The 14,027-nt window shown below is 71.8% G+C and carries 13 protein-coding genes; 8 read left to right on the top strand and 5 right to left on the bottom strand.

Features of this window, described 5'->3' with window-relative positions; all coding sequences use genetic code 11:
- Positions 1-34: 34 nt before the first annotated feature.
- The 5 genes from ACYVF7_RS34680 to ACYVF7_RS34660 form a co-directional block, all read right to left on the bottom strand.
- Complete coding sequence (locus ACYVF7_RS34680; protein WP_460349027.1) at positions 35-1,984, bottom strand: vWA domain-containing protein; 1,950 nt, start codon at positions 1,982-1,984, stop codon at positions 35-37.
- Between the two features lie 158 nt (positions 1,985-2,142).
- Positions 2,143-2,838, bottom strand: coding sequence for a Crp/Fnr family transcriptional regulator (locus tag ACYVF7_RS34675; protein ID WP_460349025.1), 696 nt, complete (start codon positions 2,836-2,838; stop codon positions 2,143-2,145).
- 158 nt (positions 2,839-2,996) lie between these two features.
- On the bottom strand, positions 2,997-3,497 hold the full coding sequence (locus ACYVF7_RS34670; RefSeq protein ID WP_460349023.1) for a hypothetical protein: 501 nt from the start codon (positions 3,495-3,497) through the stop codon (positions 2,997-2,999).
- Between the two features lie 206 nt (positions 3,498-3,703).
- Entirely contained in the window at positions 3,704-4,612 is a 909-nt protein-coding gene (locus tag ACYVF7_RS34665; protein ID WP_460349021.1) for a 5'-3' exonuclease, read from the bottom strand.
- Positions 4,613-4,652: 40 nt separating this feature from the next.
- Positions 4,653-6,185 (bottom strand): PP2C family protein-serine/threonine phosphatase, encoded by a 1,533-nt coding sequence (locus ACYVF7_RS34660; RefSeq protein ID WP_460349019.1) that lies wholly within the window; start codon positions 6,183-6,185, stop codon positions 4,653-4,655.
- A 344-nt stretch (positions 6,186-6,529) separates the two neighbouring features.
- Between ACYVF7_RS34660 and ACYVF7_RS34655 the strand changes: the two genes are divergently transcribed.
- The 8 genes from ACYVF7_RS34655 to ACYVF7_RS34620 all read left to right on the top strand — a co-directional run bounded on the left by ACYVF7_RS34655 (position 6,530) and on the right by ACYVF7_RS34620 (position 13,991).
- Positions 6,530-7,648, top strand: coding sequence for a M24 family metallopeptidase (locus tag ACYVF7_RS34655; protein ID WP_460349017.1), 1,119 nt, complete (start codon positions 6,530-6,532; stop codon positions 7,646-7,648).
- 162 nt (positions 7,649-7,810) lie between these two features.
- Complete coding sequence (locus tag ACYVF7_RS34650; protein ID WP_460358271.1) at positions 7,811-8,956, top strand: acyl-CoA dehydrogenase family protein; 1,146 nt, start codon at positions 7,811-7,813, stop codon at positions 8,954-8,956.
- Positions 8,957-8,998: 42 nt separating this feature from the next.
- Positions 8,999-9,439: an Lrp/AsnC family transcriptional regulator gene (locus ACYVF7_RS34645; protein ID WP_460349015.1), complete on the top strand. Its 441-nt coding sequence runs from the start codon at positions 8,999-9,001 to the stop codon at positions 9,437-9,439.
- A gap of 252 nt (positions 9,440-9,691) precedes the next feature.
- Positions 9,692-9,898 carry a hypothetical protein gene (locus ACYVF7_RS34640; protein WP_460349013.1) on the top strand — a complete coding sequence of 69 codons (207 nt, stop codon included), beginning with the start codon at positions 9,692-9,694 and terminating at the stop codon, positions 9,896-9,898.
- Positions 9,898-10,638 (top strand): hypothetical protein, encoded by a 741-nt coding sequence (locus ACYVF7_RS34635; protein WP_460349011.1) that lies wholly within the window; start codon positions 9,898-9,900, stop codon positions 10,636-10,638. The genes ACYVF7_RS34640 and ACYVF7_RS34635 overlap by 1 nt, the downstream gene beginning before the upstream one ends.
- Before the next feature lie 41 nt (positions 10,639-10,679).
- Positions 10,680-11,354 carry a PAQR family membrane homeostasis protein TrhA gene (gene trhA, locus ACYVF7_RS34630; RefSeq protein ID WP_460349009.1) on the top strand — a complete coding sequence of 225 codons (675 nt, stop codon included), beginning with the start codon at positions 10,680-10,682 and terminating at the stop codon, positions 11,352-11,354.
- A 67-nt stretch (positions 11,355-11,421) separates the two neighbouring features.
- A complete protein-coding gene (gene lpdA / locus ACYVF7_RS34625; RefSeq protein ID WP_460349007.1) occupies positions 11,422-12,807 on the top strand; it encodes a dihydrolipoyl dehydrogenase in 1,386 nt (461 codons plus the stop codon).
- A gap of 128 nt (positions 12,808-12,935) precedes the next feature.
- Positions 12,936-13,991, top strand: coding sequence for a ThiF family adenylyltransferase (locus ACYVF7_RS34620; RefSeq protein WP_460349005.1), 1,056 nt, complete (start codon positions 12,936-12,938; stop codon positions 13,989-13,991).
- The last annotated feature ends 36 nt before the right edge of the window (positions 13,992-14,027 follow it).

Below are 14,027 nucleotides of genomic sequence, written 5' to 3'. Positions count from 1 at the left end.
CGGTGATTCCTGAGATGGCGTCCCGGCATCCGTCTCATCCCCCGCCGGATCGCGTCGTGAGATCGAAGACCGACGTCACCACGTCGCTCGGCTCCCGATCGCCGGCGTCCACGCACCGTACGGACGCTCCCAGGGCCTTGACGGCCGCCGATCCGGCACAGGTGTCGGTGCCCGTCAGAACGACGACCGGGCGGGTCCTCAGCGCGCGTTTCAGCGTCGCGGCGCGGGCCCGGGGGTCGGCCGCCTCGGATCCGCCGTCGGTGAAGACCACGACGGCCGCCTGCGGGTAGGCGGCGACCCGGGCGGCCGCGCCGCCGATCGCGTCGTAGAGCGGAATGTCGCTGCCCTGGGGCGTCAGTCCGTCGAGCGCGGTGCCGATCGCGGCCCGGCGACCCGGGGGAGCCGCCAGGCGGATCGGGGGCTGCCCCTGAATTCGGGAGAAGACGTCGAGTTCGACCGTGTCGGTGTCGTGGACGGCGGTCTGTGCCGCGGTCCGGGCGACCTGGACGGCGTACGTGAACCGGGAGCCGCCCTGTGAGCGGCCGCCGCTCATCGAGCCCGACACGTCGAGGGCCATGACGATGTGCAGAGGAGGCCGGACCTGGGCGAACCGGGTCAGCGCGTCGTCGATCTCGGCCCGGCGGTAGGGCCGGACGGCGACGCGCGGCCGCGGGCCGAGGTAGAGACGGCCGGCGGTGGAGTCGGCGGTGCCCGCGCGGCCGGCGGTGTCGCGGAACGCCTCGCTCCGCAGCCGGCCGTGGCCGAGCCAGCGCCGGAAGCCGTCGATCTCGTGCGCCCGGCGCGCCGACGACTGACCGTCCCAGGTGACGCGGATGAAGGGGTAGTCGAACACGCGCGCGTCCGACACCCAGTGGACGGCGAGCGGCGGACCGCCCCCGCCCGGGGCCGGGCAGGTGCTGCCCAGCGCCCGGCCGTGGCCATAGTCCTCGATCACCTGCTCGGGTGCGATCACGGCGATCCGCTCGGACGTGGCCGGGCCGCGTCGCAGCCCGCACAGCAGCGCGGCGGAGTCGCTGAGGGGCAGGTCGGCGCTGCCGAGCGCGCGCTCGGTGGCCCGCGGATCACCGAGCGCGCCACTGGTGTACAGGTCGACGTCGGCCAGCGCGCCGATCTCCGACACGTCCGGGCTCGCGCGGTAGACGCGCTGCACGCCGTTGCGGCGGGCCGCGGCGAGGAGCTCGCCGAGGCTCGGCCGGTCGCGGCCGGCCAGCGCGTTGCGCAGGTCGTCACTGGCGGAGGCGGAGATCCCGACGACCAGCGGTGAGCTGCCGATCGATCCTTCGTTCGCCAGCCGTACGCCCGGGTGGGGCGCCGCGAGGAGCCGGTCGGCCTCACCGGAGGAGGCCGGGATGAGGATGTCCGGCTGGAGGGCGCCGCGGCCGCCCTCGCCCGCCCCCGGAACGGAGTACCAGCCGTTCTGGAAGCCGGACGCGACGTTGAGGACGCTGCCGGAGGCCGCCACGGTGATCCGCACCGGCGGGCACCGGGCCTCGGCGGTGTACTCCGCGGCGGCCCGTTGCAGGGCCGTGAGGTTCTCCGGCGCGGTCAGCACCCGCAGGTCGATGGGCGGATCGCACGATCCCCCGAACACCGCGGCCACCGTGCCGGTGGCGGCCCAGCCGAGCGCGGCGACCACGGCGGCCGTCAGGCCGAACGCGAGGAGGGAGCGGCCGAGCCGGGACAGCTGCCCTCCGGCGTGATCGACCCACCCGCGGAGCCATCTGGTGATCGTGTCCTTCTCACGGGCCAGGACCGCGAGGCCGGACAGCGAACTGGCGACGGCGATCACCCACGTCAGCGCGATCGAGATCTGGTCCAGATGGCGCAGGACGAGGGCCGCGCCGATGCCCGCGACGGGGATCAGGAAGACGAGGAGCTGCCACAGGTTGGTGACGACGTCCAGGAGCTCGCGGAGGACCTTCGATCGCCCCGGCCCACCGGCGGGCGATCGATCGCTCGTCATCTGGGAGTGATGCTCCCCTCAGCGCTGAGGGTGACTCGGGGTGATGAAGTGTAATTGCCCTGGTGCCCAGGCCATGTGGCATATGACGCACACACCCCGGCGCACAGCGACACCGCCGCCTCTACGCGCGGCGGTACCCGCCGGCCGTACGCGCCGGGTCAGCCGTCCTCGTCGCGTTCGGCGATGTCGTGCAGCGTCTCCGGATGCAGGATCACGATGCGCATCCGGCGGGTCACCACGGTCCCCTCCCGGCGCCAGACGGTCAGCGCCCGCGCGACCGTCTCACGGGCCCGGCCGATCATGGTGGCGAGCTCCTGCTGGGTGAGGGGCAGCGGCAGGGTGACGGACCCGCCCGGGCCCGGCACGCCGTAGCGTTCGGCCAGGTCCAGCAGGAGCAGGGCGAGCAGCTTCGGGCCGCTCGTACCGACCTGGGAGGTCATCCGCCGGTCGGCGTCGTCCATCCGCCCGACCATCACCCGCGCGAGGACCTGCGCCGCGTGCGCGTGACTGTTGAGGAAGGTGGCGAACTGCTCGGCCGGGATCGCGAGCGCGCGGACCTTGCCCAGCGCCTTCACGTTCGCCGACCGCGGCCGGCCGTTCAGCCAGCCGCTCTCGCCGATCGTGTCCGACGGGCCGCGGATGGCGAGCATGACCTCCTGACCGTCCGCCCGCCCGGCGGTCACCTTCACCCAGCCGTCCAAGATGATCAGGACGTGATCGGGGTCGGCGCCCTGGCTGCACAGCAGCGTTCCCGGCGCATACTCACGAGTCCGACCGGCCGTACGCAACGCGGCGCGTTCGGACTCCTGCAACGCCTGCCAAAAACCGTTCCTGTTCGCGAGGATCTCCTGCACCCGGTCTCCGTCTGGCCTTGACGGCAGAGGTTCGCTATTGAACCTCATTACCTCCAGTGGACCCAACAAAGGGGAAATCTGTCTAGTGGTCGGCACCCGGGTCATGGGGAAGGGGAGCGGAGTTTCCACGCCCGGATGCCGGCCGGTCCGTGTCGCCCTCAATGACCGGAGGCCACCGCCATCGCGGCGGCACTCCAGGCGAGGAATGCGGCCCCTGAGACGTATGCCCAGGCCAGGGCCTTCCGGGTGAGGATCGCACGGTGGCGGGTGGCGGCCGTCAGCAGCCGCAGCTGCCGGAACGCCGGGGCGGCGAACTCCGGCATGTCCGGCGGAGTGATCGCGATGAAGTGGTGGAAGTCCTCCTGGGCCCCCGCGGTGATCGCGTGGGCGCGCGCCAGGAGCAGCAGGACGTACGCCAGGCCGGCGACGACGGGGAGGAGCGCGGCCAGCAGCGCGCGGCCCAGGGAGGATCCGTAGAGTGTCTCGATCGTGTGCCACTGCAGCACCAGGCCCATGGCGCTCGTCGCGACCGTCCACCCGGCGAAGGCCGTGGCGTGGTTCGAGCGCTGCGTCATGGCGAACATCTCCGTCACGGTCGCGAACGCCGCCTCATCGTCTCCAGGCGAGACCGGCGTCCTGCGGCTGAGGATGGGCGTCATGGGCAGCCTTTCTCCCGTCGGGACTGCAACTTTCACTGACCCTGTCACTGAAATGAGAACGCTGCAGATGCCGCCGTAGTGCGCCAAATGACGCTTTTGCTGCAAACAGTCACCCGCTGGTCACATGACGGGACCAAGAGGTTTCAAACCGACCCACCGGGAAACGGCGAAAGGTCGGTTCCGAAGGCTGAGAACCGCCGGGAGGATCAGTCGGCGGCGAAGGCGGCCAGGAGCCGGTTGACCGGGCTGTCGAGGCTCCAGCGCTCGCTCAGCGCGACGAGGCGCTCCGGATCGCGCGGCGTGCGCGGCACCGCCGCGTCGAACGCCGGAATGGGGATCCGCGTCTCGACCCTGACCACCGTCCGTGCCGCCGCGAGGTAATCCCGCGCCTTCTCCAGCTTCAGCCGGCTCCCCGCGGGGAAACCCGACGTCTCACCCTCGTCGAGGGCGCGCTCGACCGCTTCCAGGTCACCGAACCGGGTGATCAGCGCCGCGGCGGTCTTGTCCCCCACGCCCGGAACGCCGGGCAGCCCGTCGCTCGGGTCGCCGCGCAGCGTGGCGTAGTCGGCGTAGGCGCGGCCGGGAATGCCGTACTTCGCGGTGACCTCGGCCTCGTCGACGATCTGCAGGGCCTTGATCCCGCGCGCCGTGTAGAGCACCCGCACGGGCTTGTCGTCGCGGACGAGCTGGAACAGGTCGCGGTCGCCCGTGACGACGTCCACCTCGCCGTCGTGCACGGTGGCCAGCGTGCCAATGACGTCGTCGGCCTCGTAACCGGGAGCGCCGATCCGGGCGATCCCGAAGGCGTCGAGGACCTCCTCGATCACCGGGACCTGGGTCGCGAGCGCGTCCGGCGTCTGGTCACCGCCGTCCGGACCCACCCGGTGCGCCTTGTAGGACGGCAGCGCCTCCACCCGGAACGCCGGCCGCCAGTCCGCGTCCATGCACGCGACGAGGGAGTGCGGCGCGCGGTCCCGGGTCAGGCGCGCGATCATGTCGATGAGCCCGCGTACGGCGTTGACCGGCGTGCCGTCGGACGCGGTCACCGACTCGGGGACCCCGAAGAACGCGCGGAAGTACAGCGACGGTGTGTCGAGCAGCATGAGTCCACCCACGCCGCCATCCTCTCAGCTCCGCGCCGTGGCCCGCCGCCGGTCAGACGATCTGGATGGCCACGACGCAGGTGTCGTCGTTGGGGTTGGGCGCGCCGAACGCCGACAGCACCCGGTCCAGGACGGTCTCCGGGTCGTTGCTGCCGACGGTGGACGCGACGCGCAGCAGCAGATCCAGGCCGACCTGCAGGTCGCGGTCGCGCCGCTCGATCAATCCGTCGGTGTAGAGCAGCAGCAGGTCGCCCGATTCAAGCGGTGTCGTCGCGACGCCGAAATCCGCGTCCTCGACCGCGCCGAGGAGCATCCCCTCCGGCGGGTCGAGCGTCGTGGCCTTGCCGTCGCGGATCAGCAGCGGCGGAAAGTGCCCGCCCTGCGCCCACGTGAGCGTGCGGGTCTCCGGATCGAACCGGCCGGCCAGCGCCGTGGCGGTCAGCGACGTCGGCCAGTGCAGCGTCAGGCGGTTGAGCCACGCCAGCAGGCGGTCCGGCGATGCACCCGTGAACGCCAGCCCGCTCAGGCCGTTGCGCAGCCGGGCCATGGCGGCCGCGGCGTTCCGCCCGTGCCCGGAGACGTCGCCGATGGCCAGGAACACCCCTTCCCCGTCGATCGCGCTCGTCTCGTACCAGTCACCGCCGACCCGGGAGAGGATGCCGGCGGGAAGGTAGCGGACCGCCGCCCGCAGGCCCGGTTTGTCGATGACGCGCGGCGGCAGCGGCAGGATCGACCGCTGCATGTCGATGGCCTGGCGCCGCTCCTCGTCGACGCGGAGCTGCTCGAGCTGCCGCCGGGAGGCGGTGAGCGCCCGCTCGCCGCGGCGCCAGCCCGTGACGTCCTGGTAGACGCAGCGGACGGCGACGGGCCGGCCCGCCCCGTCGACGACGGGCTCGCCGATCAGCCGCAGCTCGCGGGTCTCGGGGCCGCGCCGGATGTGGATCTCGCTGTCGACGGCCTCCCGGCCGTCCACCAGCGTGCTGACGAGGTGGGCGGTGAGCGGGACGTCCTCCGGCACGACGACCGCGGCGAGCCGGTCGAGCGGCAGCGGCCCGTCGGCGGGGTCACGGCCGAAGATCACGTAGACCTGGTCGGACCAATGGCTCGTACCGGTCGCCGGCTCCCACACCCCGCACCCGAGGTTGCCGAGGCGCTGGGCGTGCTCGAACTGGTCGAGGAGGTCATCGGGGGCCGGCCGGGAGGACGGCCCGGAGCGCCCCGGCGGGGCGGTGTCGGGCGCACATGGGGCGACGGCCGGCGGCGCGGTGTCACCGGCGTCGTCGGCGGGAGAGCGGGGCGCCGGCGGGGCCTCGCCGTCGCGCTGCTCCGGGGCGAACATTAATGACGCGGCGTCCAGGTCGGAGATGCCGCTGTCCCGCGCGATCTGGAGGAGATGCGTGTAGGCGGCGTCGACGCCGCAGCGCAGGCGCTCGGCCAGAGCGCCCTTGGCCTGTTCGATGGCGGCGGTGGTGCGGAGTCTGTCGCGCAGCTGCTCGTTCTCGGCGCGGAGCTGCTCGACCGTCGCCTCCGAGGTGCCCGCCTGCGGGTCTTGGGGCTTGTCGCCCGTGGTGTGAGGGAATCCCATGGAGACCACTTTCGATGGTGATCGTCTGCGGGGCGATTGTGGATCTGCTCGCTGATGTGGTCGTCGGATCGGTCGGTCGGGAATGGTGTGACGCACGGGGCGGATGGGGCCGTCGCTCGCCCTGTGCACGCCCTGAGCGTGTACGTCATGGTAGCGATTTTCGCTGTCCGTGATGGGGTTATCGCACACAGCGAGCATCGTCCATCGCTCTTGTGCGCGTCTTGTGCACGGATCCGTGGCGGCGGGGACCGGCGGATCGGGCCACGGAGCGCGGGCGGATACTCGAGGTGGAGGCGGGGAGTAGATTGCCGCCGTCATGTAGGTCTCACAGGAGAGGGAACGGTGTGACTAGCCCGAAAGCCCTATTCGAGCCCGACCGCCTCGCCCGGGTGCGCGAGGCGACCGCCGAGTCCGGACTCGGCGCGCTGCTGCTGACGCCAGGGCCGGACCTGCGCTACGTCACGGGCTACGACGCCATCCCGCTGGAGCGGCTCACGTGCCTGGTGGTGCCCGCCGCCGACGATCCGTTCCTGGTCGTGCCGAGGCTGGAGCTGCCCGCGGCGCAGGCGTCGACCGCGGGCGCGCTCGGCGTCGAGCTCGTGCCCTGGGACGAGCTCGACGACCCGTACGCGCTGGTCGCCGCGCGGCTGCCGCGCGACCTGGGCCGCGTCGGCGTCGCGGACCGGATGTGGGCGGTCATGGCGCTGCGGTTCCGCGCCGCGATGCCCGGCGCGGAGCAGGTCGCGGCCGGCGGGGTCCTCGGCGAGCTCCGCAAGCGCAAGAGCGCGGCGGAGGTCGAGGCGCTGCGGGAGGCGGGCGCGGCGATCGACCGGGTGCACGGCATCGTCCCGGGCCTGCTGAAGCCGGGGCGTACCGAGCGGGAGGTGGGCCGCGACATCGCCGAGGCGATCGTGGCCGAGGGGCACACGACCGTCGACTTCGTGATCGTCGGCTCGGGGCCCAACGGCGCGAGCCCCCACCATGAGCTGTCGGACCGGGTCATCCAGGCCGGCGAGCCCGTCGTCGTCGACATCGGCGGCACCATGCCCAGCGGGTACTGCTCCGACTCGACCCGGGTGTACGCCGTCGGCGAGGCGCCGGCGGACTTCCACGCCTACTACGCGGTGCTGAAGGACGCGCAGGAGGCGGCCCGCGCGGCCGTACGCCCCGGCGTCACCCCCGAGGCGGTCGACGCGGCGGCGCGCGACGTCATCGCGGCCGCCGGGTACGGGGAGTACTTCATCCACCGCACCGGCCACGGCATCGGCCTGGAGACCCACGAAGAGCCCTACATCGTGGCGGGCAACACCGAGCCGCTGGAGCCGGGGATGGCCTTCTCCATCGAGCCGGGCATCTATCCGGGACCGCACGGGGCGCGTATCGAGGACATCGTCGTGTGCACCGCCGATGGTCACGAGAGCGTGAACCACGTCACCCGCGACCTCATCGTCGCAGGCGGCTGACCTGCCGCCGGACCGGTCCTCGCGGGCCGGTCCGGCGGAAAGACGTTCCGGGAACGCAGGACTGCCCCCGCGGCCGATGGCAATCAGTTACTTGGACGTCCTACTATTTTCCCGATGTGTCCCCTCAGCGTGGAGGGGCCATGGCAGGGAGGCGACTGGACGATGGGCGTTGATCGTGAACTGCCGACGCCGGAGGCGTACGACCTGCTCGAGCTGACCCGTGACCTGGTCACCGCCGAGCTCGCCCCGCGGGCGGCCGCCGACGAGGAGGCCGGCCGGTTCCCCCGCGAGGTGTTCCGCACGCTCGGCCGGACCGGGCTGCTGGGCCTGCCCTATCCGGAGGAGTCCGGCGGCGGCGGACAGCCGTACGAGGTGTACCTGCAGGTCGTGGAGGAGCTGGCCGCGGGCTGGCTCGCGGTCGGCCTCGGGGTGAGCGTGCACACCCTGGCCTGCTTCCCGACCGCGGCGTACGGCTCGGCCGAGCAGCGGGAACGGCTGCTGCCGGACCTGCTCGGCGGCGAGCTGCTCGGCGCCTACTGCCTGTCGGAGCCCCACTCCGGGTCCGACGCCGCCGCGCTGACCACCAAGGCCTACCACGACGGCGGCGCGTACACGATCAGCGGCACCAAGGCGTGGATCACCCACGGCGGACACGCCGACTTCTACACCGTCTTCGCGCGCACCGGCGCCGACAAGAGCCGCGGCATCTCCTGCTTCCACGTCCCCGCCGCCACCGACGGCGTCCGCGCCGCACCGCCGGAGAAGAAGATGGGCCTGCGCTCGTCCCCGACCGCCCAGATGCACTTCGACGACGCGCTCGTCCCCGAGGGCGACCGGATCGGCGCGGAGGGGCAGGGCTTCCCGATCGCGCTGTCGGCGCTGGACGGCGGGCGGCTCGGCATCGCCGCCTGCGCCGTCGGCGTCGCCCAGGCGGCGCTGGACACCGCGGTCTCCTACGCCCGCGAACGCCGTCAGTTCGGGCAGCGGATCGCCGACTTCCAGGGCCTGCGGTTCATGCTCGCCGACATGGCCACCGGGGTGGCGGCGGCCCGGGCGCTGTACCTCACCGCGGCCCGCCGCCGCGACGCCGGGAAGCCGTACGGCCCGGAGGCGGCGATGGCCAAGCTGTTCGCCACCGACACCGCGATGCGGGTGGCCACCGACGCCGTCCAGGTGCTCGGCGGCTACGGCTACGTCACCGACTTCCCCGCCGAGCGGTACCTGCGGGAGGCGAAGGTCCTGCAGATCGTCGAGGGCACCAACCAGGTCCAGCGCATGGTGATCGGACGCCACCTCGCGGGTCGATAGGGCGTTCCCCGCGAAATCGTCCATCGCGATAGGTTCTGAGGCGTGGAGGACACCGACCGGCAGATCGTGGCCCTGCTCGCCGAGGACGGCCGCATGAGCTTCACGGACCTGGCGCGCGAGACGGGTCTGTCCGTCTCGGCCGTGCACCAGCGCGTACGGCGGCTGCAGAAGCGCGGCGTGATCAGGGGTTACTCGGCGGTGCTCGACCACGAGGCGGTGGGTCTGCCGCTCACCGCGTTCATCTCGATCAAGCCGATCGACCCGGCGGCCCCGGACGACGCGCCGGAGAAGCTCGCCCACCTGCAGGAGATCGAGGCCTGCCACTCGGTGGCCGGCGAGGAGAGCTACATCTTGAAGGTGCGGGTCGCCTCGCCGTTCGCGCTGGAGGAGCTCCTGCAGCAGATCCGGGCCGCGGCCAACGTCTCCACGCGGACCACGGTCGTGCTGAGCACCCCCTACGAGGGCCGCCCGCCCCGGCTCTGAGCATCCGCGGCGACGTTCAACCGGTGACGCCCCGAGCTGTCGACTTACTTTGTAAAGGGCGTCGGCTGTACCGGCGTCGCAGGAACCCCTGGCCCGCTTGCAGACCCGCCGGAGCCCCCGGTCCGCGAAGAATCCGCCGGGATGGCGGGGACTCGCCACAACTCTGCCGCGCGGATGCCGTGGGCAGGGCGTTCGGAAGGCATTGCCGTGCGGTCGTCGCCTTCCCCTGGCCCGCTGGCGAAAGTACTCGCCATGGCGACACGAATGCGCCGGGGCACGGCCTCGGGCACAGGGGATTGGCTGCTGGTGTTCCTCCAGGCGAGGGACGCGCCGCCGCGCCGCTGGCACGGCGCGGCGACCGGACCGGGGGAGTGGCTCCTCGTCTTCCTGGAGGCCGCTCGGGCGGGCCGGGCGATGGTCCTCGGCGGCCTCGAGCCGGTTCGCGCGAGGGGGGCCTAGTGGTCACGAGGATGCTCTTCGCGGCCCTGCTCGGCGCCGTCATCGGCGGTGCCGAGCTGGCCGGCCGCTACCAGGACAAACCCGCGTCGGCGGTGTTCTCGCCGTCCGGGATGCTCTACGTCATCGTCAACGCCTCCGCCTCGACGCTGGCGCTCATCCTGGCCGAGTCGATGGGATGGCGCTTCGCACTGCCGGAGGGCGCTCCGCCCATCGGCGCCGACGTCGCGCAGGTCATGGCCGCCGCCGTCGGCTCGGCGGCGGTCTTCCGCTCCTCCTTCATGATCGCTCAGGACAAGGGCGTCAGCATCGGGCCGATCCTCCTGCTGTCCGGGCTGCTGAAGATCGTCGACGCGGCGATGGACCGCAAGCGGGCGCTCAGCCGGCTGGCGGGCAACGACCTGCACGGCCTGTCCTTCGCCCGCGACCACGCCGCGCTGGCGGAGCTGTGCAGCCACGCGCTGCGGCGGTACGAACTGGCGGAGGCGCAGCGGCTCGGCGAGCTCGCCGCCGATCTGCGGGCCCGCGACGACCTGACCGACGCCGACAAGCTGGACTGCTTCGGCCTGGAGCTGAGCCGACTCGTCGGCGAGCGGGCGCTGCGCAAGGCCGCGGAACGGCTCCGCGACCGCCCGGCGCTGGAGGACGTGGCCGTCACGGTCGAGGACGTCCAGGAGGTGGACTCCGAGTTCACCTCACGCCTGGGGGGAGGCAGACGGCTCGCCCGTCGTTCGGAATACTGAGTGTCGGTACGTTGCTCAGCTGACGGACGAAGGAGGGGCCCATGGCGGGACCGGCGGCACGCGTGGGAGAGCTCGCCCAGGCGGTCAAACCACGGCTGCGCGGCTGGCTGCACGCCGGCACCTTCCCGGCCGCGCTGGTCGCCGGCATCGTCCTGGTGGCGCTCGGCCCCACGCTGTCGGCGCGGCTGGCGGCCGCGGTGTACGCGGTGACGTCGGCGCTGCTGTTCGGCGTCTCGGCGCTCTACCACCGTGGGCACTGGTCGGAGCGGGCCGAGGCGGTGCTGCGGCGGTTCGACCACGCGAACATCTACCTGATCATCGCCGGCACTTACACGCCGTTCGCGCTGCTGGCGCTGCACGGCACGGCGCGTACGGTGGTGCTGTCGGTGATCTGGTCGGGCGCCGCCGCCGGGGTGCTGTTCCGCATCGTGTGGGTGGGCGCGCCGCGCTGGCTGTACACCGCGCTGTACGTCGGGCTCGGCTGGGTCGCGGCGGCGGTCATGCCCCAGCTGCTGGACGGCGCGGGCTGGGCCGCGCTCACCCTGGTCTGCGTGGGCGGTCTGCTCTACAGCGCGGGCGGCCTGGTGTACGGGCTGCGCCGTCCGGACCCCTCACCGCGCTGGTTCGGCTTCCACGAGGTGTTCCACGCGTTCACGATCGCCGCGTACGTGGCGCAGTACATCGCGGTCTCGTTCGTCGTCTACCGGGCGGCCTGACGAGCCCGCGGCCGAGGCCGGGGCGGGTGTCGGCCGGACCCGCCCACGGGCAATATCGTTACTGCTCATGAGCACTCATTTCGACGTCGTCGTTCTCGGCGCGGGCCCGGGCGGGTACGTTGCCGCGATCCGGTCCGCCCAGTTGGGCTTGAAGACCGCGGTCATCGAGGAGAAGTACTGGGGAGGCGTCTGCCTCAACGTGGGCTGCATCCCCTCCAAGGCCCTGCTGCGCAACGCCGAGCTGGCGCACATCTTCACCCGTGAGGCGAAGACGTTCGGCATCCAGGTCGACGGAGAGGTGCGCTTCGACTACGGCGAGGCGTTCCGCCGCAGCCGGACGGTCGCGGACGGCCGCGTCAAGGGCGTCCACTACCTGATGAAGAAGAACGGCATCACCGAGTTCAACGGCCGGGGCACCTTCACCGACCCGAACACCATCCAGGTGAACGGCGAGACTGTCACGTTCGACCACTGCATCCTCGCGACCGGCGCGAGCGCGCGGCTGCTGCCGGGCACGTCGCTGAGCGACCGGGTCGTGACGTTCGAGGAGCAGATCCTCAGCGAGGACCTGCCGGGCAGCATCGTCATCGCCGGCGCGGGCGCCATCGGCGTGGAGTTCGCGTACGTCCTGAGCAACTACGGCGTCAAGGTCACGATCGTGGAGTTCCTCGACCGGCTCGTGCCGCTGGAGGACGAAGAGGTCTCCAAGGAGCTGGCGCGCCGCTACCGCAAGCTCGGCATCGACGTGCTGACCTCCACCCGCGTCGAGGGCATCGACGAGTCGGGCGAGAAGGTCCGCGTCACCGTCTCCAAGGACGGGCAGCAGCAGGTCCTGGAGGCCGACAAGGTCCTGCAGGCGATCGGCTTCCGGCCGAACGTCGACGGCTACGGCCTGGAGAAGACCGGCGTGCGGCTGACCGAGCGCGGCGCGATCGACATCGACGGCCGGGGCCGCACCAGCGTGCCGCACATCTTCGCGATCGGCGACGTGACCGCCAAGCTGATGCTGGCGCACGCGGCCGAGTCGATGGGCATCGTCGCCGCCGAGACCATCGCGGGCGCCGAGACGATGGAGCTCGACTACGTGATGATCCCGCGGGCGACCTACTGCCAGCCGCAGATCGCCAGCTTCGGCTGGACCGAGGCGCAGGCGCGGGAGAAGGGTTTCGACGTCCAGGTCGCCAAGTTCCCCTTCACCGCGAACGGCAAGTCGCACGGCCTGGGCGACCCGACCGGCTTCGTGAAGATCCTCAGCGACAAGAAGTACGGCGAGCTGCTCGGCGCGCACCTCATCGGCCCGGACGTCACCGAGCTGCTGCCCGAGCTGACCCTCGCCCAGCAGTGGGACCTGACCGTCCACGAGGTCGCACGGAACGTCCACGCCCACCCGACGCTGGGCGAGGCGGTCAAGGAGGCGATCCACGGCCTGGCCGGCCACATGATCAACTTCTGATCCCGTGTGACGCGGGCCGCCGGCGGCGGCCCGCGCGGTTGGGCCGGCGGTCATATCGGGGGTTGTGCCGCCAGCGGAGTCGATATTTACTTGACCAAGTCAATCGTAATGTTGACGGAGGCAAGGAAATGATCGATCTCGATGCTTTCGCGGGAACGCTCGACGCCTCATCCGAGCACAGCTGGCGCCCGGTGATCCTGCGCCTGCACCCAGGGGAGATGGACCGTTTCACGATGCTGTGCCGACGGCGGGGCATCGCGGTCATCGACACGATCGACCGCCAGCTCACCGAACTGGCCGCCGTCCGGCTGCCCGGCCGGCCGGGCGAGCAGGAGCAGTACGCCCGGGAGACGGCGGGCGACGACGTGGCGGCGTACGGCGCCTGGGTCCATCTGCCGTGGATGTCGCAGGTCGCGCACGTGTTGCCTCCTTCGGACTACTTCGAGGTCGTCACCGCGCGCAACCAGCTCAAGATCACCCGTGTCGAGCAGGATCTGCTGAGGAAGAAGCGGGTTGCGGTGATCGGATTATCCGTCGGCGGTGAGGCGGCGGTCGCGCTGGCCCAGGAGCATCTGTGCGGCCACATCGTGCTGGCCGACCATGACCGTCTCGACCTGTCGAATCTCAACCGTCTTGGCGCCGGCCTTCACGATCTGGGTCTGCCGAAGACGCGTATCGTCGCCCGCCGGATCGCCGTGATCGATCCCTATCTGGAGATCACCCTCGTCGAAGAAGGCGTGACGGAGGACAACGCGGCCGAGTTCATGGACGGCCTCGACCTCCTCGTGGACGAGTGCGACGGGCTCGCGATCAAACACCTCGTGCGGCGGCTCGCCAGGGATCGGGGAGTCGACGTCGTCTACGCCGCCGACGAACGCGGTTTCCTGAGCGTCGAGCCGTACGGCGGCCATCCGGGTCTGGAACCGTTCCACGGTCTGGTGGCGGGCCGTCCCGGGACCTACCTCGACGGGCTCATCTCCTGGCTCGGCGGGCGGGAGGCGCTGTCCGAGCGATCACGGCGTTCGGTCGAGCTCGTCGGAACCTCGCTGTCGGGCTATCCGCAACTCGCCGGCGAGGCGAGGTACGCGGCCGGGCAGGTCGCCCATGTCGCGCGCCGGTTGCTGCTCGGCGAGCGCCTGCCGCCCTTCCATGGTCACCTGGGTCCCGGGGAGTTCCTCCCATAGGAAGGGCACACGCGGGCCGCCGGATGGCGGCCCGCG

The sequence above is a fragment of the Actinoallomurus acanthiterrae genome, from assembly GCF_054775715.1.
This window is presented reverse-complemented; position numbering and strand designations above follow the sequence as displayed.